Origin of the sequence: Lentzea albidocapillata subsp. violacea (assembly GCF_900100275.1) — a bacterium.
Classification (GTDB): domain Bacteria; phylum Actinomycetota; class Actinomycetes; order Mycobacteriales; family Pseudonocardiaceae; genus Lentzea; species Lentzea violacea.
Window position 1 is genome coordinate 142212 of record NZ_FNET01000010.1, and the last position, 22287, is coordinate 164498.

Below are 22287 nucleotides of genomic sequence, written 5' to 3' on the forward strand. Positions count from 1 at the left end.
GGAGTTTCCCGAACTACTGGTCCCACCAAGGCCTGGAGGTACCGTGACGGCCGTAGCCCCGCAGCCGATCGCAACGCGTCCTTATCCGACGCGCACTGCGGTCAAGGGGTCCTTCCTGCTGCGGATGTTCCGCACCACGGACCACAAGCAAATCGGCATCATGTACCTGGTCACCTCGTTCGCCTTCTTCATGGTCGGCGGCGCGATGGCCATGCTGATGCGGACCGAGCTGGCCCGTCCCGGCATGCAGTTCCTGAGCCAGGAGCAGTTCAACCAGCTCTTCACGATGCACGGCACCGTGATGCTGCTGCTCTACGCGACGCCGATCGTCTTCGGCTTCGCGAACTTCGTGCTCCCGCTGCAGATCGGCTCGCCCGACGTGGCGTTCCCGCGGCTCAACGCCTTCTCGTACTGGCTCTACCTCTTCGGTGGCCTGATCGTGATGGCGGGCTTCGTCACCCCCGGTGGTGCCGCCGACTTCGGCTGGTTCGCCTACACGCCGCTGTCGAGCGCCATCCACTCGCCCGGCGCGGGTGCCGACCTGTGGATCTCCGGCCTGGTGGTCGGTGGTCTCGGCACCATCCTCGGCGCGGTGAACATGATCACCACCGTGGTCTGCCTGCGCGCGCCCGGCATGACGATGTTCCGGATGCCGATCTTCACCTGGAACATCCTGGTGACGTCGATCCTGGTGCTGCTCGCGTTCCCGATCCTCACCGCCGCGCTGCTCGGCCTGCTGGCCGACCGCCATCTGGGCGCGAACGTGTTCAACCCCGAGAACGGCGGGGTGATCCTGTGGCAGCACCTCTTCTGGTTCTTCGGGCATCCGGAGGTCTACATCGTCGCCTTGCCGTTCTTCGGCATCGTGTCGGAGATCTTCCCGGTGTTCAGCCGCAAGCCGATCTTCGGTTACAACGGCCTGGTCTACGCGACGCTCGGCATCGCGGCCCTGTCCGTCGCCGTGTGGGCGCACCACATGTACGCGACCGGCGCCGTGCTGCTGCCGTTCTTCGCCTTCATGACGTTCCTCATCGCGGTCCCGACCGGTGTGAAGTTCTTCAACTGGATCGGCACGATGTGGAAGGGGCAACTGACGTTCGAGACGCCCATGCTGTTCAGCATCGGCTTCATCGTCACGTTCCTCTTCGGTGGTCTGTCCGGCATCCTGCTGGCTGCGCCCGCGATCGACTTCCACGTGTCCGACACGTACTTCGTCGTCGCGCACTTCCACTACGTGCTCTACGGCACGATCGTGTTCGCGACCTTCGCGGGTATCTACTTCTGGTTCCCGAAGATCACCGGCCGCTTCATGGACGAGCCGCTCGGCAAGCTGCACTTCTGGACGACGTTCCTCGGCTTCCACGCGACGTTCCTCGTCCAGCACTGGCTGGGCAACGAGGGCATGCCGCGCCGGTACGCCGACTACCTGGCGTCGGACGGCTTCACGACGCTGAACATGATCTCGACGATCGGTGCCTACATCCTGGGCGCGTCGACGCTGCCGTTCATCTGGAACGTCTTCCGGAGCTACCGCTTCGGTGAGGTCGTCACGGCGGACGACCCGTGGGGTTACGGCAACTCGCTCGAGTGGGCCACCTCGTCCCCGCCGCCGCGGCACAACTTCACCGAGCTGCCCCGGATCCGTTCGGAGCGCCCGGCGTTCGAGCTGCACTACCCGCACATGATCGAACGGATCCGGAACGAGGGTCACGTGACCTTCACCGGCAAGACGATCCAGCACAAGGACGCCAAGCCGGCGCTGTCCGAGATGGCGGCGTCCGCGATCAAGTCGGGTACGGCCTCCGAGAAGGACGACGACGACCACAAGTAACCTGCGAGTAACAGGTTCAACGACGAGCCCCGGCTGCTTCCACGCGGCCGGGGCTCTTCGCGTCTACGAGGAGACGACGACGTGAAAACGCCCGTGCTCATCACCGTGACCGGACCCGACAAGCCTGGCGTCTCCTCGGTGCTCTTCGCCGTGCTGACCAGGCACGGCGTCGACGTGCTCGACGTGGAACAGGTCGTGATCAGAGGCCGGCTGGTGCTCGGCGCGCTGGTCTCGACCGACCACGATCCCGAGGGTCTGCAGGAGTCGGTCGAGCAGGCCATGGCCACCGTCTCGATGCATGTGGAGATCGAGATCGGCGCGGACTCGAAGCGCACCGCCCGCCTGGAGTCCTCGCACGTGCTGATCGTGCTCGGCCGCCCGGTCACCGCGAGGGCGTTCACCGAGGTCGCGCGCCGGCTGGCGTCGCTCGGTGTGAACATCGACGCGATCCGCGGTGTCGCCGACTATCCCGTCACGGGCCTTGAGCTGCGCGTTTCGGTCGCGGACGACACGATGGAGAACGACTCGGCGCTGCGGTCGGCGCTCGCCGACGTGTCGGTCCGGGTGGGCCTCGACATCGCGGTCGAACGCGCCGGGCTGACCCGCAGGGCCAAGCGCCTGGTGGTGTTCGACGTCGACTCCACGCTGATCCAGGGCGAGGTGATCGAGATGCTGGCCGCGCACGTCGGGTGCGAGGAGCAGGTGCGCGAGATCACCGAGGCCGCGATGCGCGGCGAGCTCGACTTCGCGGAGTCGCTGCGGCGCCGGGTGGCGTTGCTGGAGGGCCTCGACGAGAAGGTGCTGCAGGAGGTCGGGTCCTCGCTGGAGCTCACGGCCGGCGCGCGCACGACGATCCGGACGCTGAAGCGCCTCGGTTTCTACTGCGGTGTGGTGTCCGGCGGGTTCACGTCGGTGATCACGGGTCTCGCGGACGAGCTGCAGCTGGACTTCTGCGCGGCGAACACGCTGGAGGTCGTGGACGGCAAGCTGACCGGGCAGGTCGTCGGCGAGATCGTCGACCGGCCGGGCAAGGCCGTGGCGCTGCGGCGGTTCGCCGAGGAGGTCGGTGTGTCGCTGGCTCAGTGCGTGGCGGTCGGTGACGGCGCGAACGACATCGACATGCTGAACGCGGCGGGCCTCGGCATCGCGTTCAACGCCAAGCCCGCGCTGCGCGAGGTGGCCGACACGGCGCTGTCGCACCCGTTCCTGGACGCGGTGCTGTTCATCCTCGGCGTGACGCGGGCCGAGGTGGAGGCCGCGGACGCCGCGGACGGCCTGGAGCTGACCCGGCTGTGAAGATTCTTGACCTGATCGCTTCCCGGAACTACGCGGAGGAGTCCGAAGTCCGCGCGATGCCGATGGTGTTGCGCATCGAACGGGTCGACCCGCCGTCCCGGACGGCGCTGCTGGAGGCCGCGGCCGCTTCGGCGGTCGCGGTGTGCCTCGACCCGCGCGCCGACGTCGGCGGCGAGTGGCACGAGGCCGTGCGGGCGTGGGTGGCCGGGCGGATCCGCAAGGTGTCGCGGCGGGCCCGCGGCGTGCAGTGGGACGCCGTGCAGGAGCTGCCGGGGGTGACCGTGACGGTCGGCGGCGCGTCGGTCCGTTCGCTGCTGCCCGTGCTGGTGTCCGAGACGCCGCGGGAGGTCGCCAAGCTGCAGATCTCCGGCTCCGACCTGCCTGCCGACGAGCCGGGACCCGTGCCGGAGGGCGCGCGGCTGCTGTACGTGAACCCGCGCGTCGAGATGTCCGCCGGCAAGCTCGCGGCTCAGGTCGGCCACGCGTCGATGCTGCTGGCGCCGCACCTCTCCGCGGTCGAGCTGAAGGCGTGGGCGGACCTGGACTACCGGTGTGCCGTGCGGACGCCGTCCGTCGCGGAGTGGGACTCGTTGATCCACCGCGGCGACGTCGTGGCGGTGCGGGACGCGGGTTTCACGGAGGTCGAGCCGGGCACGACGACGGTGCTCGCCGTTTAGAAGCGTGCGAATCGGGTAAATCCGCCTCTCGTGGGCTTACTCGACGTTCTTGACGCCCGGCTCGGCGACGGGCTGGAGAACATGCTGTGCTCGCACCACACCCGCCGGCTGACGCGGCTGGGGTGGGGCGACGTGCTCACGGACGAGGGCGCGGGGTGGTTCACCCCGCGCCGTCCCGTGCAGCGCGGCAACAAGATCGAGGTGCTGGTCGACGGCGCCAACGCGTTCCCGGTCGTGGCGAAGGCGATCGAGAACGCGCGGAAGTACGTGCACATCGCGAACTGGCACGCGTCGCCGGACTTCCGGCTGACCCGCGAACCGGGCGCGCCGCAGTTGCGTGAGCTGCTTTCGGCTGCGGCGGAACGGATCCCGGTGCGCGTGCTGCTCTGGGCCGGTCCGCCGTTCCCGATGTTCGAGCCGACGCGCAAGCGTGCTTTGGCCGCGCAGAAGGCTTTCTGGGAGTGCGGCGCCGTCCGGTGCGAGCTGGACGCGCGCGAGCGCACGTTGCACTGCCACCACGAGAAGATCGTGATCGTCGACGACGTGGCGTTCGTCGGCGGCCTCGACATGACGGCCGTGGAGGGCGACCGCCACGACTCGCCCGAGCATCCGCCGCGTGATCTCGGCTGGCACGACCACGTCGCACGGCTGGAGGGCCCGGTCGTCGCCGAGGTGGCCGCGCACTTCGCCGCGCGGTGGCTGGAGATCGCGGGGGAGACGCTGCCCGCGCCCGAGGTGCCGCCCGAGGCCGGGTCGTCGTCGGTGCAGCTGGTGCGGACGATCCCGGAGAAGACCTACTCGTTCGCCCCGCACGGTGACTTCAGCCTGCTCGACTCGTACCTGCGGGCGCTGCGGGCGGCCGAGTCGCTGATCTACGTGGAGAACCAGTTCCTGTGGTCCCCGGAGATCACCGAGGTGCTGCTGGAGAAGCTGAGACGGCCGCCGTCGCCCGAGTTTCGGATGGTGTTGCTGCTGCCGCAGAAACCGAGCAACGGCGCCGACACCACCCGCGGGCAGCTCGGCCGTCTGCTCGACGTCGACGAAGGCGGGCGGCTCGTCGCGGCAACGCTCGTCTCCCATGGCGACGCGCCGGTCTACGTGCACGCCAAGCTGTCCATTGTGGACGACAGGTGGATGTCGATCGGGTCGGCGAACCTGAACGAGCACTCGCTGTTCAACGACACCGAGGTCAACGTCGTGACCGACGACGCCGAGGTGGTGCGCGCGACGCGGTTGCGGCTGTGGGCGGAACATCTGGGGACGGACGTCTCCGGGCCCGCGCACGAGATCGTCGACCGCGTGTGGCGGTCGGAGCTGAAGGGTTCCGGGCGGGTCACGTCGCTGCCCGGTGTGTCCCGCCGGGCCGGAAGACTGCAAGGACCGTTACGTGGATTGCTGGTCGACGGCTGATCTCCGGGTCTAGTTTGGCGACGTGGCCAACGAGGTGACGATCCCGCTGCTGCCGTGCGCCTCCATCGACGAGGTGGCCGAGTTCTACGTGATGCTCGGGTTCACGGTCACGTACCGGCAGTACCGGCCGAACGCGTACCTGTCGGTGCGGCGGGAGGAGATCAACCTCCACTTCTTCGGCATCCCCGGCTACCAGGCCGCGCAGTCGTACAGCTCGTGCCTGATCCAGGTCGAGGACCCGCGCGAGGTGTACGGCGTGTTCGCGGCCGGGATGCGCGCCGTGTACGGGCAGGTGCTGGTCACGGGCATCCCGCGGATGACGCGGCCCCGGCGCGATGGGTTCCTGTTCGTCGATCCCGGCGGCAACTGGATCCGGGTGGTCCCCTCGGTGCGTGAACGGGAGAACGGGCGGAACGGGCTGTCGCGGGCGTTGGACACCGCGGTGACGCTGGCCGGGTCGCACGCGGCCGAGCGGCAGGCGTTGAAGATCCTCGAAGGGGCGCTGGCGCGGGAGGTGCACGCCTCGGAGGAGGAGCGGGCCTCGGCACTGGAGTTCCGCGAAGAGCTGCTTGACCGGCTTAATCTACATAGGTAGTCTTAGTGGTGTGGAGCCACTGCAACGCATCGGCAAGGCCACCGTCGACGTTCTCGAAGTGCTGCTCGCCACCGACGAGCCGCGCTGGGGTCTGGAGATCATCAAGCTCACCGGCAGGCCGTCGGGCAGCGTTTACCCGTTGCTGGACAAGCTGGAACGGGCTGGGTGGGTCACCTCGACCTGGGACGACGACGCGGAACGGCGTGGGCCGCGCCGGCGGATGTACCGGCTGACCGCTGACGGGGCCGCGGAGGCCCGCAGGGTCGTCGCGCGGGCTGCTCCGGCACCGAGGTTCGTGCCTCGGGCGGCGCAATGAGAATCGCGTTGCTGCTGGTGCGGTTCGCGGCGGCGGTGGTGGGTGACGAGCGCTGTCGCGAGCAGTGGGAAGCGGATGTCGTTGGGGCACGCGAACTCGGCATGTCGCCGTTCGGGGTGGCGGTCGGGGCTGTGCGTGCTGCTGTTGTCATGCCTTCGAAAGGGGCTGCTGTGGCTGGAATCGGACCGTTGGGCATTGCCTTGAAGCACGCGGGGACTTCGCGTGGGCGGGTGCTCGCCATCGCCGTGGTTTCCGCGTTGATGGTGCTGGGCGGGCTCGCGCTGCTGTTCGCTTGAGCAAATAGCTCGGTGTCGTTTCGGCGGGACCGGGCTTAGCTTCGGGCGGTGGCGAACGAACTGACTATTCCGCTCCTGCCCTGCGTCGACATCGACGAGATGTCGGCCTTCTACGAGATGCTCGGCTTCTCCATCACCTATCGGCAGACGCGCCCGAACCCGTACGTCTGCGTGCGGCGTGAAGACATCAACCTGCACTTCTACGGGATGGACGGGCACGTTCCGGAGCAGTCGCACAGCACGTGCGTGATCATCGTCGAGGACACCGGGCCGTTGTTCGAGGATTTCGCGGCGCGAATGCGCGCTGTGCACGGGAAGCTGCTCATCTCCGGCATCCCGCGGATGACCCGGCCTCGGCTGCGCAACGACCGGTACACCGGGTTCACCGTCGTCGATCCGGGCGGCAACTGGATCCGGATCAACAAGGCCACCCAGGAACCCGAGGCGCGCACCAAGCTCGCGAAAGCCATGGAGAACGCGGCACGGCTGGCGGACGCGAAGGGGGACGAGCGGCAGGGGTTGAAGATCCTCGAAGGCGCGCTGACGAAGACCGATGGTTCCGAACCGGAACTGGCGGAGGCCCAGGCCTACCGCGACGAGCTCGTCGAGCGGATCAAGGGGTCTGAGCCTCGTCCAGGCGCTTGAGGGCGCCGCGGACCACCTCCGGGTCGTAGGTCGTCCAGAACGGGGGGAGTGAGGCCCTGATGAAGCCGCCGTAGCGAGCGGTGGCGATGCGCGGATCGAGGACGGCCACCACGCCCTTGTCCGACATCGAGCGCAGCAACCTGCCGGCGCCCTGGGCCATCAGCAGGGCGGCGTGCGTGGCGGCGACGGTCAGGAAGCCGTTGCCGCCACGTGAGCTCACCGCCTTCTGGCGGGCGGAGGCCAGCGGGTCGTCCGGGCGCGGGAACGGGATGCGGTCCATGATCACGAGCTGGAGGCTGGGCCCCGGCACGTCGACGCCCTGCCACAGCGACAGGGTGCCGAACAGGCACGTGCGCTCGTCCTCGGAGAACTTCTTGACCAGCAGGCCCGTCGCGTCGTCGCCCTGACACAGGATCGGGTACTCGATCTTGTCCCGCAGTGCCTCGGTCGCGGCCTTGGCCGCCCGCGTCGAGGAGAACAGGCCGAGCGCGCGACCGCCCGCCGCGTTCACCAGGCCCTCGATCTCGTCGAGGTACTCCGGCGGCAGGCCGTCGCGGCCCGGCTGTGGCAGATGCCTTGCCACGTAGAGGATTCCGCTCGTGCCGTGCTGGAACGGCGACCCCACGTCGAGGCCGCTCCACTTGGGACCGTCGATGTCCTTCTCGGTCGCCGCGCCCTCGATCTTGCGGACCTTCTCCGACGGCGGCAGGCCCCACTGGCGCGCCATCGTGTCGAAGGCGCCGCCCAGGGTCAGCGTCGCGGACGTCAGAACGGTGGTGCGCTTGGCGAACAGCCGCTCCCGCAGCAGCCCGCCGACACCGAGCGGCGCCACCCGCAGCGAGGGCGCCTTCTGGTTGAAGTCGCCCGAGACCCAGACGACGTCACGTTCCTCGTCGAACGCCTCCAGCACCCGCACCGCGCAGTCGTGGACCTCTTCCAGCAACGCCAGCGCGAGCTTGCGCGCCGTCGCCGCGTCCGGGTCTTCCTTGCGCTCCGAACCCATGGCCGACATGCAGTTGTGCGCCGCGTCGCGCGTGGCCGCCAGCGCACCCGCGAGCGCCCGGGGCAGCGCGTCCAACCGGCCGGACGGCATGTCCTCGAGGATCATCGCCAGCCCGTCGCCCGCCTCGGCCAGCCGATCCGCGATGTCCTGGTCGATGAGCCGCCCGCACCGCCGCGCGGCCATGCCCACCGACGCTCCGGTCAGCTCCTCCGTGGCCACCGACGTGATGCGGTCGACCAGGTCGTGCGCCTCGTCGATCACCACCACGTCGTGGTCGGGCAGTACTTGGTAACCCTCCAACGCGTCGATGGCGAGCATCGCGTGGTTCGTCACCACCACGTCAGCCTTGCCCGCCTCGGCCCGCGCTCGTTCCGCGAAGCAGTCGGACCCGATCGGGCACTTCGACACCCCGAGGCACTCGCGGGCCGTGACGCTGACCTGCCGCCACGCCTGCTCGCTGACACCGGGCACCAGCTCGTCGCGGTCACCGGTCTCGGTGTCCGACGACCACTCGTGCAGCCGCTTCACCTCGCGCCCGAGCTTCGACACCGCGAACGGGTCGAACAGCGCGTCCTCCTCCGGCTCGTCCGGCGCGCCGTTGTGCACGCGGTGCATGCACAGGTAGTTCCTGCGGCCCTTGAGGATCGCGAACGTGGGCTCGCGCCCCAGGTCCTTCTTGAGCGCCTTGGAGAGCCGCGGCAGATCCCGGTCCACCAGCTGCCGCTGCAACGCGATCGTGGCCGTCGAGACCACCACCGTCTCGTCCTCGGCCACCGCGTGCCGGATCGACGGCACCAGGTACGCCAGCGACTTGCCGGTACCCGTGCCCGCCTGCACCGCGAGGTGCTCGCCCGTGCGGATCGAGTGGTCGACGGCCTCGGCCATCTCCACCTGACCAGGACGCTCCGCGCCGCCCACGGCGTGGACGGCGGTTTCGAGCAGGCTCAGGGTGGGGGGAACTTCAGGCACGGGACAGACCGTACCCGGAGGGTCCGACAGTCCCGTCAGACCTCGCCGCAGATCCGGTCGAACAGCTCGACGGACGCGCGCAGGTGCGAAGAGGTCAGCGGCACCGACGGGTCCCGGCGTGCGGCCACCAGGTCCAGGATCGGCAGATCGGGCCAGCGGGCCGCCGCCAGCTCACCGGCGCGCGACTTGCTGACGATCTCGCCGGTCCGGATCGTGTGCCACAGCCGCGCGGGTCCCAGGCCCACCCAGAGGATGTCGTGACCCGGCAGGTCCGGCATGACCCGGACCCGGTCGAACAGGCGTTTCCAGTAGCTGACGAGGTTGTCGCGGCAGTAGGCCTCGACGTCAGCGGCAGTGCCCGGACAGGTGGGTCGTGTGCCGCGCACGGTCTGACCGACGGTCCGCAGCTGTTGCCACAGCACGGGAGTGATCTCGCCGGCCAACGGCGTCACGTCGAACACCGGCTTCTCCAGCGAACCGGCGAGCACGACCGCGACGTCGGCGCCGTCCATCGACGGTAGTTCGGCGGCGGCGGAAAGCTCGATCACGATGTCCAGGTCGGAGTCGTGCACGACGTCGCCGAGCACGCGGGACCCATAAACATGCGCGCCTGCCACGAGACCGGGCAGGCGCGCATCCAAGAACGAGAGGTACTCCCCAGGTGTCACCACCCGGTCCAAGCTACCGGCGGCGGACGAGGGCCCAGGCTCCCGGCAGGAGGCCGGCGGCGAGGGCGATCTTCAGGGCGTCACCGATCAGGAACGGCAGCACGCCCACGGCCAGGGCCTTGCCGAGTGACATCCCGGTCATCGCCATCAGCCACGGCACGCCGACGGAGTAGATCGCGAGGTTGCCCAGCGCCATCGTGCCCAGGGTGCGCAACGGCGTGCGGTCGCCACCTTGGCCGGCCAGGTAGCCCACGAGAGCACCGGCGAACACGAAGCCGACGACGTAGCCGAGGGAGACCGGCACACCGGACGAGCCGCCCTGGAACCACGGCACGCCAGCGACGCCCGCGATCAGGTACAGCAGCATCGAGGTCGCTCCGCGCTGCCAGCCGAGCGAGGCGCCGACGAGCAGGGCCGCGAACGTCTGGCCCGTCAGCGGAACCGGGCTGCCGGGGATCGGCAGCGCCACCTGAGCGGCGAGACCGGTCAACGCGGCACCGGCTACGACGAGAGCGAGGTCGCGGGCCAGGGCGCCCGGCACGAAGTCGGCGAGCACGGTGCGACGAGGCGCGAGTGCGAGAGTCACGGTTCCCTCCCAGGCGGAGTCGAGTGAACCGAGGTTAACCACGCAGGCTCGAGAACGTCTTTGTTCGATCTCCACAAAGTGACCGGTCACACATGCGGATCAGGCGTCGAGGGCGACCTTGCCCGCCACCCGCTCCTCGTTGCGACGCGTTTTGGTCCAACCGTTGTTGCCGCGCACCAAACGGATCAGCGCGCGCCACGACGTGATGTAGAAGGTGTAGATGTACAGCGCGTAACCGAACCCGTACGCAATGGACTTCCAGAACCCCACGGGTTCACAGCGTGCGCGATACACCGGTCCCCACAGGACGAACGGCATCAGTCCGAACGCGCCGTAGACGGTGAAGAGGATCCACGCGCCGTCGAAGAACCACGACACGACTTCGGAAGGCGACACCGCGAACCGGTACGCCATCATCGCCATCGGAATCGGGTAGATGAGCGTGCCCAGCAACTGCATCCACGGTTGCGCGAGGTAGTACATCATCTCCGCCGCGCCCAGCGTGGTCAGGTGGTCGGAGTCCCAGATGCGCCGCAGATAACGCATGCACTGCATGGTGCCCTGGCCCCACCGCGTGCGTTGCGCCAGGAACCGTCGCAACGAGTACAGCGCCTCCTGGTTCACGTGCGTGTCCAACGAGAAACCCGTGTGCCAGCCCGCCGTCAGCAGGTGCACGCCGAGCTCGAAGTCCTCCAGCAACGACCCGCGCCACGGGCTTCCGGCCGGCCCGGCGATCGAGTCCAACGCGGACAGCCGCGTGAACTGGCCGTTGCCGCCCATGGAGATCGTGCCGGTGGCACCGCGGGACATCTGGATCGCCGCGATGGCCGTGCGGAACTCCAGGTCCTGCATCCGCACGAGCCCGGCACCGAACGCGCGGCGCCACCGCGACACCCCCGGCTGCCGCCGGCCCGCGTTGATCATCCGCACGTCCACCTGCACGGCGCCGATCCGCGGATTGCCGAAGAGGTGTTGCGCCGCACAGACTTCGAGGCAGTTCGGGGCCGGTCGCCCGTCCGCGTCGACCACCACGACGATCGCGCGGTCGGTGTCCGCGCGGCGTCCCATCCACATCTTCAACGTGCGATAGGCGTCGTTCAGCGCGTTGCCCTTGCCGGTGCGGGCGTACGGGCGTTGGCGTTGCACGAGGTGGATCTGCGGGTCCCGCACACCACCGTTGCGCTTCAACGTCCGCACGACTCCGGCGGTGCGGTCGTCCGAGTCGTCGTCGATGACCCACACGTGCGCGATGGGGAAAGTCCCGCGCAGGTACCGGATCGTGTCGCCGATGACGGCCTCCTCGTCGCGGCACGGCACGAAGAAGTGCCACTCCAACGAGGCAGGCTCGCCGACGGGCGCGGGTTTGCGCCGCAGGTACGGGATGACGATCACGAACACGTACGTCACGAAGGCGACGCTCATCGTCAGGGCGAGCGCCTGCGTGAACCCGAGAACGAGGTCGAGGCTCACCTCCGCGTGGCCAGCCAGACGAACGCGACCAACGCGGCCGCGCCACCGAACACGCTCACCATCGACCCGAGCAGGGTGTGACCCCAGTAGTACCCGGTGTCGACGCCCAGCCAGTCGACCAGGCCCACCAGCGTCAGCACGCGGAACTGGTTCACGACGACGACCGCGAACGCCGCGACCCCCAGTGCGAACAGCACGCGGCTCTGGATGCGCGGGCGCAACGCGATCATGACCGCGCCGACGACGATCAGCGGCAGCACCAGGAACGCGGACGTGCACTCCGGCGTCATCCGCAGGCCCAGCGGGGTGTCCGAGCCCAGCCCGAAGTAGACGGTCTGGCGTTCCGGGACCACTTCCACGCCATAGGAGCTGATGACGCTCAGGACCGCGCCGGACAGCGAGATCTCCGCCGTGCGGTACAGGCGATGTGCGAACACGAGTCCCGCCGCTAGTGCGAGCAGGGCGACCACCGTCACCCGGCTCGGGAATGCGGTGCGGCGCACGGCAAGCGTCACCCGAAGATCCTTTCAACCGATGAGGGAGCGCCCAGACGGGCTACTTGACCTTCCATCGGTAGACGCAACGTCATCCCTCACCCCCGGATCGGGTGACGCCGTAATCAGAAATTGATCAAAAGTCCCACCATGAGTGGCGCCGGTTGGGCGAGTCGGGTGGTCGTGTCGCCCGATACGGGGAGTAACCCTCAGTTCCCTCGAAAGAAAGCCGATGCCGGTAATTGCCCCCGGAAAGCGTGAAACCACATCGGTATCAACGCGCCCTGGGGCCAGACGAACCAAGGGAAGGAGTTTCATGCGTGTCCGAATGACGGGACTGGCTGGAGTCATCGCGATTGCCGCACTCCTGGTCGGTGCCGCACCAGCTTCCGCCGCTCCGGGGGACGCCTCGGCCTACGGTGCGAAGCTCGACGTGACGCTGCTCGGCAACCCCGCGGTCAACGCGGAGCCGTTCGCCGCAGCCAATGCGAACGGTCCTACCCAGAACACGTTCGCAGGCGTCGACCTCACCGGGATCCTGAAGACCGGTGTCATCAACGCTTCCGCGTCGCGGGACGAGAAGTCCGGCGGCGTGTACTCGCGGGCGAGCACCGCGGACGTCCGGGTCGACCTGCTCTCCAAGGTCACCGGCAGGATCTCCGCCGAACTGGTGGAGGCGGAGTGCACGGCGACCCAGAAGGGCCTCGCCGGCAAGGCCAAGCTGGCGGGCGTGAACCTCGGCAGGCTCGGCCAGGTCAACGCCGACCCCGCGGCGAACACCAGGCTCGACGTGCAGCTCGCGGGCATCAAGATCGCCGAGGTGATCTTCAACGAGCAGATCAGGAACAACGACGGCAGCCTCACCGTGAACGCGATCCACATCAAGCTGCTGCAGGGCGCGCTCGGCGGCATCGGCACCGGCGACGTGATCATCTCGTCCGCCACGTGCGGCCCCGCCGGCCTGCCCATCCCGATGGCGTCGGGGGCAGGCCTGTGGATCGGCCTCGGCCTGCTCGGTGTCGTCTCCGCTCCGGTCGCCTTCCTGGCGCTGCGCCGTCGCGCGTCACTCAACGCGGCCTGATCGAGGAGCGCAGATGTACAAGGTCCCCGGTACCGGCATCGGTGTCGGCACGGGCGTGGGTGCCCTCGCGGTCACCGGCGCGGACGTGACCTGGTGGATCGCCGCGGGAATCGTCCTCCTCGTCGCGGGTGCGTTCCTAGTGCACTCGGCGCGGAAGAGGCGTCGCGCGGTCCCCGTCCAGACCAGACCGAATCGAGCCGGCTGAATTGGTCCGTCTGGGGTTGCCCCCGGCCCCAGACGGACCTCCCGCTCTTTCCCCGAGAAGAGGACAACGGTGAGCAAAGAGGTTCTGCTGGTGGCCGGCACCCGGCCAGAAGCACTGAAGATCGCCCCGGTCGCCATCGCCCTGAAGGGGCACCCCGGCCTGCGTCCCACGATCGTCCACAGCGGACAGCACTCCGGCATGGTCGAGCAGGCGCTCGGCGCGTTCGACCTGGTGCCGGACGTGCGGCTGGACGTCCCCCGCCACTCCGGGACGCAGGCCGAGCTGGTCTCCCGGTTGTTGCCCGAGTTCGACGCCCTGCTGCAGGAGCGCGACCCCGCGGTCACCCTCGTGCAGGGCGACACCACCACGACCCTGGCCGCCGCGTTGGCCTCGTTCTGGCGCGGCATCCCCGTGGCGCACCTGGAAGCCGGTCTGCGGACCGGTGACCTGTACGGCCCGTTCCCCGAGGAGGGGAACCGGCAGATGATCTCCCGCATCACCTCGCTGCACCTCGCGCCGACCGACGACGCCGCGAACGCGCTGAACTCAGAGTCGCTGCCGGACAGCCACATCGTCGTCACCGGCAACACCGTCGTGGACGCCGTGCAGCGTGTCGCGGCCGCGAACCTGCCAGCGTCCAGCCCGGATCTCATCGCTCTGGAACGCACCCTGGACGCCACCGGTGGCCGGCTCATGCTCGTCACCGTGCACCGCCGTGAGTCGTGGGGCCGCCCGCTCATGCGCGTGCTCAACGCCGTGCGCTCCATCGCCGACCGCCACCCCGACCTGCACGTGGTGATCCCCGCGCACCCGAACCCCGGTGTGCGCGAACAGGTCGTGTCACTGCTGGGCGGCCACGAGCGCATCGTCATCACCGACCCGCTGGACTACCCGGACCTGGTACGCGTGCTGAAGCGGGCGGCCCTCGTGCTGACCGACTCCGGTGGCATCCAGGAGGAGGCGCCGACGTTCGGCGTGCCCGTCCTGGTGCTGCGCGAGACCACCGAACGCATGCTCGCCGTCGACGCCGGGTGCGCCTGGCTCGTCGGCACCGACACCACCCGCATCCTCGCCGAGGCGGGCTGGGTGCTCGGCTCCCGGCTGCGGCTTCCCCTGGGGCGCAACCCGTTCGGTGACGGGCGTGCCGCCGTGCGGGTGTGCACCGCGCTGGAGAGGCTGGCGGGCCTGCCGACGGCCCTGCCGCGCCGCGAGCCGTTCGCCACGCTCGTGGGCGTTCGCTGACGAAGACGCCTGTCACTCAACCGGGTAATTGGCGACACGTTCGGGTGACATGAAGGGCTGGGCGGTTATCAGCGCCACCCAGCACAACCATTATCGGGCCGTGGGAACAAAGGCAATGCGAAAAATGCGCAAGACTTCGATCGCCGGAGCTGTGGTCGCGTTGACGTTCGTGACCGCGGGCACCGGGCTCGCGGCCAACCCGCCCGGTACCGCGTCGTCGGGATCCGCGGACTTCGCGAAGGCGGGTCAGACGTTCAAGGTGGCGCCGCTCGCGGTGTGCGACGTGAACCCGGACGTGGCGGGCACCGTCACCGGCTCCAGCCCGGCGGTGAGCCGGACCGGGCTCAAGATCGGCGAGACCAGTTCCACCTGCACGACCGAGGTGGTGAACCCGGACGAGTTCCTCACCAGGACGAAGTCCGTGGCGAAGGGCGCGGGTTTCGACCTGTCCGCCCTCGCCGGGCTGTCCGGTGGGAACAGAGGACCGCGGCTCAAGATCGCCGAGTGGACGGTCAACTGCGACGCCGACGAGAAGGGCACGCAGGCCGGCTGGCAGCTCAAGGGCATGTCCGGCTGGACCGGGCTGCCGCAGCAGCTCCCGTCCGGCTACGTGCACGACGTCAAGGCGAACAACGGAACCGTGCTCGCCAAGGCCAAGTTCACCGACACGGTGTTCCCGGTGCCGAACGACGGCAGTCTCAGCATGACCCTGCTGAAGATCACCTTCGAACCGTCGTCCGGCTACACGGGAAGCATCACCGTCGGTTCGGTGGCCTGCTCGCCGACGCCTTAGGAGACAGCGACACCCGCGGCGAGCAGCTCCTCAACGGCGGCGTCGCGGGTCGTCGCGGCGACCGCCGCCGTCAGGTCGACGAGCACCCTCGTGCGGAAGCCGTTCCGGTGGGCGTCGAGGGCGGTGGCGCGGACGCAGTGGTCGGTCGCGATGCCCACGACGTCCACCTCGGTCACGCCCCTCTCGGTCAGCCAGCCCGCGAGGTCGTTCTCCGCCTCGAAACCCGAGTAGGCGGCGGCGAAACGGCCCTTCGAGAAGACCTGCTCGATCCCCGACACGTCCAGTTCCGGGTGGAACGACGCTCCGGGCGAGCCCGCCACGCAGTGCACCGGCCACGAGTCGATGAAGTCCGGCGTCAGCGAGAAGTGCGCGCCGGGGTCGACGTGGTAGTCGCGGGTCGCCACGACGTGGTCGTACGACGAGGTGGTGATGTGCTGCGAGATGGCCGCGGCGACGGCCGCACCGCCCGTGACGGCCAGCGAACCGCCTTCGCAGAAGTCGTTCTGCACGTCGACGACGATCAGTGCCTTGGTCATGTCAGTTCTCCAGATAGATCGTCGGGATCGCGGGCTCGCCGCGCGAGAGCTTGAGGCCCTCCCACGGCACGCTCACCAGAGCCGCGCGCAGGCGTTCGCGGTTCTGCTCCAGTGTGGGCACCTCGTCGGTGACCTTGCCGCCCCGCACCAGCGGGATCTGCACGAGCCGGTCGTACGGGCCGAGCTCCGGCTCGGTAGACGCCTGGAACACGACCTCTTCCAGTGCCGTGCCCGTGTCCTTGTGCCGCCGCAACGCCTTCTTCCAGCCGCCGCGGGACTGCTTGGACGTGCTGCGCTTCTCGACGTGCCTGCCGTCGACCTCGACCAGCTTGTAGACCATGCCCGCCGTCGGCGCGCCGGACCCGACCACGACCGAGGTGCCGACGCCGTACGCGTCCACGGGCTCGGCGCGCAGGGCGGCGATCGAGTACTCGTCCAGGTCACCGGACACGACGATGCGGGTGTTGCGGGCGCCCAGCGCGTCGAGCTGGTCGCGGGCCTGGCGGGCCAGCACACCCAGGTCGCCCGAGTCGATCCGGATCGCGCCGAGATCGGGACCGGCGACCGCGACCGCGGTCTTGATGCCCTCGGTGATGTCGTAGGTGTCGACCAGCAGCGTCGTCCCGGCGCCCAGCGCCTTGACCTGGCTGCGGAACGCCTCCTCCTCGGAGTCGTGCAGCAACGTGAACGCGTGCGCGCACGTGCCGGCCGTTGGGATGCCGTGCCGGCGTCCGGCTTCCAGGTTGGACGTCGCGGTGAAGCCCGCCAGGTACGAAGCACGGGCGGACGCCACGGCGGCCTCCTCGTGCGTGCGGCGCGAGCCCATCTCGATCATTCGGCGGCCGTTCGCGGCGGTCACCATGCGGGCGGCGGCGGACGCGATGGCGCTGTCGTGGTTGAGGATCGAGAGCGCGAGCGTCTCCAGCACGACGCCCTCGGCGAACGACGCGCGCACCGTCAGCACCGGCGAACCGGGGAAGTACAGCTCGCCCTCGGGGTAGCCGTCGATGTCGCCGGTGAACCGGTAGTTCGCGAGCCATTCCAAGGTGGAATCGTCGACGACGGCGTTGCGGCGCAGCTGGTCGATCTCCTCCTCGCCGAAGCGGAAGTCGCCGATCGCGTCGAGCAGCCTGTTCGTCCCGGCGACCACGCCGTAGCGCCGTTCGTTCGGGAGCCTGCGCGCGAACAGCTCGAACACGCACGGACGGTCACCAGTGCCGTCACGCAGTGCGGCCGCGAGCATCGTGAGCTCGTAGTGGTCGGTGAGCAACGCCGTCGAGTTCATGGTCACCAACCCTAAGGTCGCATCCGGTTTACCCGCACGCGGTCTCCGTCACTGCGGCGAACATGACACCATTGGCGGTATGACCACGCCCGTCGAACAGGAGCGGACGCAGCCGGAGGCCGTCGGCAAAGAAGTCGCCGCCGAGGACCGACCCTGGCAGACCGTGGTCTGGAACGACCCGGTAAACCTGATGTCCTACGTGACGTACGTGTTCCAGAAGCTGTTCGGGTTCAGCAGGGACCATGCGACCAAGCTGATGCTCGACGTGCACCACAAGGGCAAGGCGATCGTGACATCGGGGACCAAGGACAAGGTGGAGGCCGACGTGGCGAAACTCCACGCGGCAGGGCTCTGGGCGACCATGCAGCGGGCCTCGTGAAGAGGTGGATCCGCGACGGCGACATCGTCGTCGGCAGGCTGGATCGGCAGGAGGCCGCGGTCGTGCGCGGTCTGGTCAGCCAGATCCAGGACATGCTGCTGGCCCGCGCCGAGGAGGCGCCCCAGGACGAGCTCGCGGAGCTGACGGGCATCAGGACAGGCCCGTCGGAGGCTCCCGACGATCCGATCCTGGGCAGGCTGCTGCCGGACTTCCACCGCCTCGACGACGACGCGCCGGACCCGGACGAGGTCAACTCGGCCTCGGCGCTGCGCTCGTTGCACGAGCCGGAGCTTCTGGACCACAAGACAGGTGCGGCCGAGACCGTGCTGCGGACCTGCTCGCCCGACGGCGGTGAGATCCGGCTGACCATCGCGGAAGCCGAGTCCTGGATGTCGTCGCTCAACGACGTGCGTCTGGCCCTGGGGACAGCGCTGGACGTCACCGAGGACATGCCGGAGGAACTGCCGCCGGAGGACCCGAGATCGCCGCACCTCGGCGTCTACCACTGGCTGACCTGGGTGCAGGACACGCTCGTCGAAGCGATGATGCCGTGATCCCCGGCGTTCTCGTCGGCCACCACCACCGGCTCGAACCGGGCTGGGCGACGGGGACGACGGTCGTGCTGGTGCCGGCCGGAGCCGTCGGTGCCGTCGACAGCCGAGGTGGCGCTCCAGGAACCCGTGAGACTGATCTCCTGGCCCCGGCGAACCTGGTCCAGCAGGTGCACGCGATCTGCCTGTCAGGTGGCTCGGCCTACGGGCTCGCGGCCGCGGACGGCGTCATGCGCTGGCTCTCGGAACGGTCGATCGGCTTCCGGGTCGGCGCGCGGCCGCACCACGTCGTGCCGATCGTGCCGGGTGCGGTGATCTTCGACCTGCCGATGTCGGAGTGGGGCAACCGGCCGGACGCCTCGTTCGGTTACGCGGCCTGCGAGGCCGCCGCGGAGTCCTTTGCACTGGGCTGCGTCGGCGCGGGCGCCGGTGCGCGGGTCGGTTCGCTCAAGGGCGGTGTCGGCGTCGCCTCGGCCACGGTCGGCGCGCACCGGATCGGCGCGCTCGCCGTGGTGAACGCGTCCGGTGAGGTCGTCGACCGCGCGTCCGGCCTGCCGTGGCTGCCCTCGCTCGGCACGTCGGCGGTGGCGTTGCCCGAAGCCAAGCCCGAAGGCCTCAACACCACGATCGGCGTGGTCGCGGTGGACGCGGACCTGTCCAAAGCGGAGTGTCAGCGGCTCGCGATGGCCGCGCAGGACGGCCTGGCCCGCGCCGTGCGGCCCGCGCACTCGATGTTCGACGGTGACACGGTGTTCGCGCTGGCCACGGGTGCCGTGCCGCTGGCGGAGCCGCGCGCGTTCGCGCTGGACGCGTTGTGCACGGCGGCGGCCGAGATGTTCGCTGAGGCCGTGGTGTCCGGCACGCGCGAGGCGACGTCTTTGAACGGTGTGACGGCTTTCCGCGACCTCTGAGCGGGTAACCACCGGGCATGACCGATGTCATCGACCAGGCAGCAGGTGTCGTGTCCGAGCTGGCGCCGCCCGGTGCGGCGCGGGAGATCCCCGGCAGGGAACTCGCGGTCGTCGCGCCCGCCGGGCTGTTCGCCGCGGCGTTCCTGGTGCCACCGGGGCTGGGAAAGGTGCTGATGAAGCTGGGTGTCGCGGCCACCCCGTTCGCCGCGTGGGCGGAACTGGCCGCGTGGCGCGGGCTCGACCAGGGTCAGCGGCGGCGCGGGGTGGCGTTGCTGGCCCTCTACCTCGTGGTGGTGCTCAGCAGGCGCCGATGACGCCCTGAAGTGCGGTTCCCAGCGGGTATCTCGCATACCGAGACAACTCTCGCCAGCCCGTAGGATTGAGCGCGTGCTGGTGATTCGCCGTGACCTGGTGGACGCGATGGTGGCCCACGCGCGCCGTGACCATCCCGACGAGGCGTGCGGGCAGATCGCAGGGCCGGAGGGCTCCGATCGGCCTGAGCGCATCATCGAGATGGAGAACGCGGAGCGGTCGCCGACGTTCTACCGTTTCGACGCTGCTGAGCAGCTCAAGGTGTATCGCGAGATGCAGGCCAACGACGAGGAAGCGGTGGTCATCTACCACTCGCACACCGCGACCGAGGCCTATCCGTCCCGCACCGACATCACGTTCGCGAATGAGCCCCAGGCGCACTACGTACTGGTCTCCACGCGTGACCCGATCGAGCACGAGCTGCGGTCGTACCGCATCGTCGACGGCGTTGTGACCGAGGAACCGGTCAAGATCGTCGAATCCTGAGTTGCACCCGTTTCCCGGAGGTAGAACCACCATGGCAGTCACCGTGTCGATCCCGACGATCCTGCGCACCCACACCAAGGGCGAGAAGTCGGTGTCCGCTGCCGGTACGACGCTCGCCGAGGTCATCGACGACCTGGAGAACAACCACGGCGGCCTCAAGGCCCGCCTGGTCAAGGAAGGGACGCTGCACCGGTTCGTCAACGTCTACGTCAACGACGAGGACGTGCGCTTCTCCGGTGGCCTCGCGGCCGAGGTGAAGGACGGCGACAACGTCACCATCCTCCCGGCCGTCGCGGGCGGCTGATCTTTCCGATGGCCCGTTACGACTCGCTCCTGGACGCGCTCGGCGGGACGCCGCTGGTGGGCCTGCCGCGCCTGTCGCCGTCCGCGGACGTGCGCCTCTGGGCGAAGCTCGAGGACCGCAACCCGACCGGCTCGATCAAGGACCGGCCCGCGCTGGCCATGATCGAGGCGGCGGAGCGGGACGGCGTGCTGCGTCCCGGCGCGACGATCCTGGAGCCGACGTCCGGCAACACCGGTATCTCCCTGGCGATGGCCGCGAAGCTCAAGGGCTACGGCCTGGTGTGCGTGATGCCCGAGAACACCTCGACCGAGCGCAAGCAGCTGCTGCAGGCGTACGGCGCGCGCATCGTGTTCTCGCCTGCCGCCGGCGGGTCGAACCAGGCCGTCGCCACGGCGAAGGAGATCGCCAAGCAGAACCCGGACTGGGTCATGCTCTACCAGTACGGGAACCCGGCGAACGCGGAGGCGCACTTCCGCGGCACGGGTCCGGAGATCCTGAAGGACCTGCCGGAGATCACGCACTTCGTCGCGGGTCTGGGCACGACGGGCACGCTCGTCGGTGTCGGGCGGTACCTGCGCGAGGCCAAGCCGGACGTGCAGATCATCGCCGCCGAACCCCGGTACGGCGAGCTGGTCTACGGCCTGCGCAACCTCGACGAGGGCTTCGTCCCGGAGCTCTACGACGCGTCGGTGCTGACCGGGCGGTACTCGGTCGGTTCCTATGACGCGTTGCGCCGCACCCGGCAGCTGCTGGAGACCGAGGGCATCTTCGCCGGCATCTCGACGGGGGCGATCCTGCACGCCGCGCTGGCCGTGGCGCAGAAGGCCGAGGTCGCGGGGAAGTCCGCGGACATCGTGTTCGTGGTCGCGGACGCGGGGTGGAAGTACCTGTCGACCGGCGCCTACGCCGGAACCCTGGACGAGGCGGCCGCCAAGCTCGACGGCCACCTCTGGGCTTAGCCCGACGATCTTGTCGGTGGTGCCGAGTAGGTTGTGACGCAGGGGTTCCCAGCTCGGGGGGACCCCTGCGTCAGCCTGCGAAGGCCGCTCCGGGCAGCTGCGTCAGCCGTTGAACGCGACGCTCGGCACGCCCTGGCCGGCTCCGGGCAGCACGAGCACGGAACCGTTGAGCTGCCGGTCCGCCAGCGCCTCATCGGACAGCCCGACGCGGGCCGAGGTGACGTAGAGGTCGGTGAAGTCCGGTCCGCCGAAGCAGCACGCGGTCGGGTTGTCGACCGGCACCCCGATCTCGCGGTCGAGCTCACCGGCCGGCGTGTAGCGGCGCACGGCGTGGCCGCCCCACAGCGCGACCCACACGCACCCGTCGGCGTCCACGGTCAGCCCGTCCGGCCAGCCTTCGGTGTTGCCGACGTGGGTGAACGGGCGGCGGTTCGAGACAGTGCCGGTGGCGTTGTCGAAGTCGAGGACGTCGATGCGGCGGGTCGGCGTGTCGACGAAGTACATGAGCCTGCCGTCCGGGCTCCAGCCGACGCCGTTGCTCGTGTTCACCTTGTCCACCATGACCTTCGCGGAGCCGTCGCCGGTGATCCTGGCGAGCCAGCCCTCGTCGGCGGCCTGGTCGTAGCGCATCGTGCCGGCCCACAGGCGGCCCGACGGGTCGATGCCCGCGTCGTTGCCGCGCACACCGTCACGGGCCCAGTAGACGAGCCAGCTCTTGGCGCCGTCGCGGTCGATCAGCGCGATGCCGTCGCGCAGGTTGCAGACGAGGCCACCCTGCGCGCGGGGCTTGGCGGCGCCCACGTGCTGGGGCACCACGAGCACCGCGTCGTCGTCCCGCGCGGGTGCGTACCGGTGCACCTCGGAGGCGAGGATGTCCACCCACAGCAACGTGGAGCTGCTGTGGTCCCACGTCGGGCCCTCGCCCAGCTGGGCGGACGCGCGTACCGCTACTTCGATCGACACCCAACCACCTTAGTTCCCACGTAC

The 22287-nt window shown here is 69.3% G+C and carries 27 protein-coding genes; 19 read left to right on the forward strand and 8 right to left on the reverse strand.

The features are described 5' to 3' along the window. The first annotated feature begins 43 nt into the window (after positions 1 to 43). The 8 genes from ctaD to BLR21_RS22915 all read left to right on the forward strand — a co-directional run bounded on the left by ctaD (position 44) and on the right by BLR21_RS22915 (position 7066). The gene (ctaD, locus tag BLR21_RS22880; RefSeq protein ID WP_030479250.1) at positions 44 to 1831 is read left to right on the forward strand and encodes an aa3-type cytochrome oxidase subunit I; all 1788 of its coding nucleotides are present in this window, start codon (positions 44 to 46) and stop codon (positions 1829 to 1831) included. Positions 1832 to 1912: 81 nt separating this feature from the next. After that, on the forward strand, positions 1913 to 3127 hold the full coding sequence (serB, locus tag BLR21_RS22885; protein ID WP_090008070.1) for a phosphoserine phosphatase SerB: 1215 nt from the start codon (positions 1913 to 1915) through the stop codon (positions 3125 to 3127). A 56-nt stretch (positions 3128 to 3183) separates the two neighbouring features. Next, positions 3184 to 3804: a peptidyl-tRNA hydrolase gene (locus BLR21_RS22890; RefSeq protein WP_090008335.1), complete on the forward strand. Its 621-nt coding sequence runs from the start codon at positions 3184 to 3186 to the stop codon at positions 3802 to 3804. A 30-nt stretch (positions 3805 to 3834) separates the two neighbouring features. Then, positions 3835 to 5214 carry a phospholipase D-like domain-containing protein gene (locus tag BLR21_RS22895; RefSeq protein ID WP_256334869.1) on the forward strand — a complete coding sequence of 460 codons (1380 nt, stop codon included), beginning with the start codon at positions 3835 to 3837 and terminating at the stop codon, positions 5212 to 5214. A 22-nt stretch (positions 5215 to 5236) separates the two neighbouring features. After that, positions 5237 to 5809, forward strand: a complete 573-nt coding sequence (locus BLR21_RS22900; protein ID WP_090008072.1) for a VOC family protein — start codon at positions 5237 to 5239, stop codon at positions 5807 to 5809. Between the two features lie 10 nt (positions 5810 to 5819). Further along, complete coding sequence (locus BLR21_RS22905; protein ID WP_090008074.1) at positions 5820 to 6125, forward strand: helix-turn-helix transcriptional regulator; 306 nt, start codon at positions 5820 to 5822, stop codon at positions 6123 to 6125. Beyond that, positions 6122 to 6421, forward strand: coding sequence for a hypothetical protein (locus tag BLR21_RS22910; protein ID WP_090008076.1), 300 nt, complete (start codon positions 6122 to 6124; stop codon positions 6419 to 6421). The genes BLR21_RS22905 and BLR21_RS22910 overlap by 4 nt, the downstream gene beginning before the upstream one ends. A 48-nt stretch (positions 6422 to 6469) precedes the next feature. Next, the gene (locus BLR21_RS22915) at positions 6470 to 7066 is read left to right on the forward strand and encodes a VOC family protein (RefSeq protein ID WP_090008078.1); all 597 of its coding nucleotides are present in this window, start codon (positions 6470 to 6472) and stop codon (positions 7064 to 7066) included. Here the strand turns inward: BLR21_RS22915 and BLR21_RS22920 are convergent. The 5 genes from BLR21_RS22920 to xrtP all read right to left on the reverse strand — a co-directional run bounded on the left by BLR21_RS22920 (position 7035) and on the right by xrtP (position 12277). After that, on the reverse strand, positions 7035 to 9038 hold the full coding sequence (locus BLR21_RS22920; RefSeq protein ID WP_476737558.1) for an ATP-dependent DNA helicase: 2004 nt from the start codon (positions 9036 to 9038) through the stop codon (positions 7035 to 7037). The two genes, BLR21_RS22915 and BLR21_RS22920, sit on opposite strands and share 32 nt — an antisense overlap. Before the next feature lie 35 nt (positions 9039 to 9073). Further along, positions 9074 to 9709: a nucleotidyltransferase family protein gene (locus tag BLR21_RS22925; RefSeq protein WP_176929749.1), complete on the reverse strand. Its 636-nt coding sequence runs from the start codon at positions 9707 to 9709 to the stop codon at positions 9074 to 9076. A 10-nt stretch (positions 9710 to 9719) separates the two neighbouring features. Continuing rightward, positions 9720 to 10292 (reverse strand): biotin transporter BioY, encoded by a 573-nt coding sequence (locus BLR21_RS22930; protein WP_256334870.1) that lies wholly within the window; start codon positions 10290 to 10292, stop codon positions 9720 to 9722. Positions 10293 to 10391: 99 nt separating this feature from the next. Continuing rightward, the gene (locus BLR21_RS22935; protein WP_090008343.1) at positions 10392 to 11714 is read right to left on the reverse strand and encodes a glycosyltransferase; all 1323 of its coding nucleotides are present in this window, start codon (positions 11712 to 11714) and stop codon (positions 10392 to 10394) included. Positions 11715 to 11758: 44 nt separating this feature from the next. Then, on the reverse strand, positions 11759 to 12277 hold the full coding sequence (gene xrtP, locus BLR21_RS22940; protein WP_256334871.1) for an exosortase P: 519 nt from the start codon (positions 12275 to 12277) through the stop codon (positions 11759 to 11761). A gap of 295 nt (positions 12278 to 12572) precedes the next feature. Here xrtP and BLR21_RS22945 point away from each other — a divergent pair, with 295 nt between their 5' ends. The 4 genes from BLR21_RS22945 (at position 12573) to BLR21_RS22960 (ending at position 15577) form a co-directional block, all read left to right on the forward strand. After that, positions 12573 to 13337, forward strand: coding sequence for a choice-of-anchor P family protein (locus tag BLR21_RS22945; RefSeq protein ID WP_090008084.1), 765 nt, complete (start codon positions 12573 to 12575; stop codon positions 13335 to 13337). A gap of 13 nt (positions 13338 to 13350) precedes the next feature. Continuing rightward, positions 13351 to 13542, forward strand: a complete 192-nt coding sequence (locus tag BLR21_RS22950; protein ID WP_090008086.1) for an LPXTG cell wall anchor domain-containing protein — start codon at positions 13351 to 13353, stop codon at positions 13540 to 13542. A 69-nt stretch (positions 13543 to 13611) separates the two neighbouring features. Further along, entirely contained in the window at positions 13612 to 14784 is a 1173-nt protein-coding gene (wecB, locus tag BLR21_RS22955; protein ID WP_090008088.1) for a non-hydrolyzing UDP-N-acetylglucosamine 2-epimerase, read from the forward strand. Between the two features lie 124 nt (positions 14785 to 14908). After that, on the forward strand, positions 14909 to 15577 hold the full coding sequence (locus BLR21_RS22960; RefSeq protein ID WP_090008090.1) for a hypothetical protein: 669 nt from the start codon (positions 14909 to 14911) through the stop codon (positions 15575 to 15577). Here the strand turns inward: BLR21_RS22960 and BLR21_RS22965 are convergent. Both BLR21_RS22965 and BLR21_RS22970 read right to left on the reverse strand, forming a co-directional pair. Next, complete coding sequence (locus tag BLR21_RS22965; protein WP_090008092.1) at positions 15574 to 16113, reverse strand: isochorismatase family protein; 540 nt, start codon at positions 16111 to 16113, stop codon at positions 15574 to 15576. The genes BLR21_RS22960 and BLR21_RS22965 overlap by 4 nt on opposite strands. A gap of 1 nt (position 16114) precedes the next feature. Then, the gene (locus BLR21_RS22970) at positions 16115 to 17398 is read right to left on the reverse strand and encodes a nicotinate phosphoribosyltransferase (protein WP_090008094.1); all 1284 of its coding nucleotides are present in this window, start codon (positions 17396 to 17398) and stop codon (positions 16115 to 16117) included. 79 nt (positions 17399 to 17477) lie between these two features. Here BLR21_RS22970 and clpS point away from each other — a divergent pair, with 79 nt between their 5' ends. The 7 genes from clpS to BLR21_RS23005 all read left to right on the forward strand — a co-directional run bounded on the left by clpS (position 17478) and on the right by BLR21_RS23005 (position 21300). Next, positions 17478 to 17777 carry an ATP-dependent Clp protease adapter ClpS gene (gene clpS, locus BLR21_RS22975; RefSeq protein ID WP_090008096.1) on the forward strand — a complete coding sequence of 100 codons (300 nt, stop codon included), beginning with the start codon at positions 17478 to 17480 and terminating at the stop codon, positions 17775 to 17777. Then, on the forward strand, positions 17774 to 18331 hold the full coding sequence (locus tag BLR21_RS22980) for a DUF2017 domain-containing protein (protein WP_176929750.1): 558 nt from the start codon (positions 17774 to 17776) through the stop codon (positions 18329 to 18331). Before clpS ends, BLR21_RS22980 begins: the two co-directional genes overlap by 4 nt. Then, on the forward strand, positions 18328 to 19239 hold the full coding sequence (locus BLR21_RS22985; RefSeq protein WP_090008100.1) for a P1 family peptidase: 912 nt from the start codon (positions 18328 to 18330) through the stop codon (positions 19237 to 19239). The genes BLR21_RS22980 and BLR21_RS22985 overlap by 4 nt, the downstream gene beginning before the upstream one ends. Positions 19240 to 19256: 17 nt before the next feature. Then, positions 19257 to 19553 (forward strand): hypothetical protein, encoded by a 297-nt coding sequence (locus BLR21_RS22990; RefSeq protein WP_090008102.1) that lies wholly within the window; start codon positions 19257 to 19259, stop codon positions 19551 to 19553. Positions 19554 to 19626: 73 nt separating this feature from the next. Beyond that, positions 19627 to 20037 (forward strand): M67 family metallopeptidase, encoded by a 411-nt coding sequence (locus BLR21_RS22995; RefSeq protein ID WP_090008104.1) that lies wholly within the window; start codon positions 19627 to 19629, stop codon positions 20035 to 20037. Positions 20038 to 20068: 31 nt separating this feature from the next. Then, positions 20069 to 20341, forward strand: a complete 273-nt coding sequence (locus BLR21_RS23000) for a MoaD family protein (protein WP_090008106.1) — start codon at positions 20069 to 20071, stop codon at positions 20339 to 20341. An 8-nt stretch (positions 20342 to 20349) separates the two neighbouring features. Further along, positions 20350 to 21300, forward strand: coding sequence for a PLP-dependent cysteine synthase family protein (locus tag BLR21_RS23005; RefSeq protein WP_030479224.1), 951 nt, complete (start codon positions 20350 to 20352; stop codon positions 21298 to 21300). 102 nt (positions 21301 to 21402) lie between these two features. On the opposite strand, the gene BLR21_RS23010 is transcribed toward BLR21_RS23005, so the two are convergent. Next, a complete protein-coding gene (locus BLR21_RS23010) occupies positions 21403 to 22263 on the reverse strand; it encodes an SMP-30/gluconolactonase/LRE family protein (protein ID WP_090008108.1) in 861 nt (286 codons plus the stop codon). Positions 22264 to 22287: the final 24 nt, after the last annotated feature.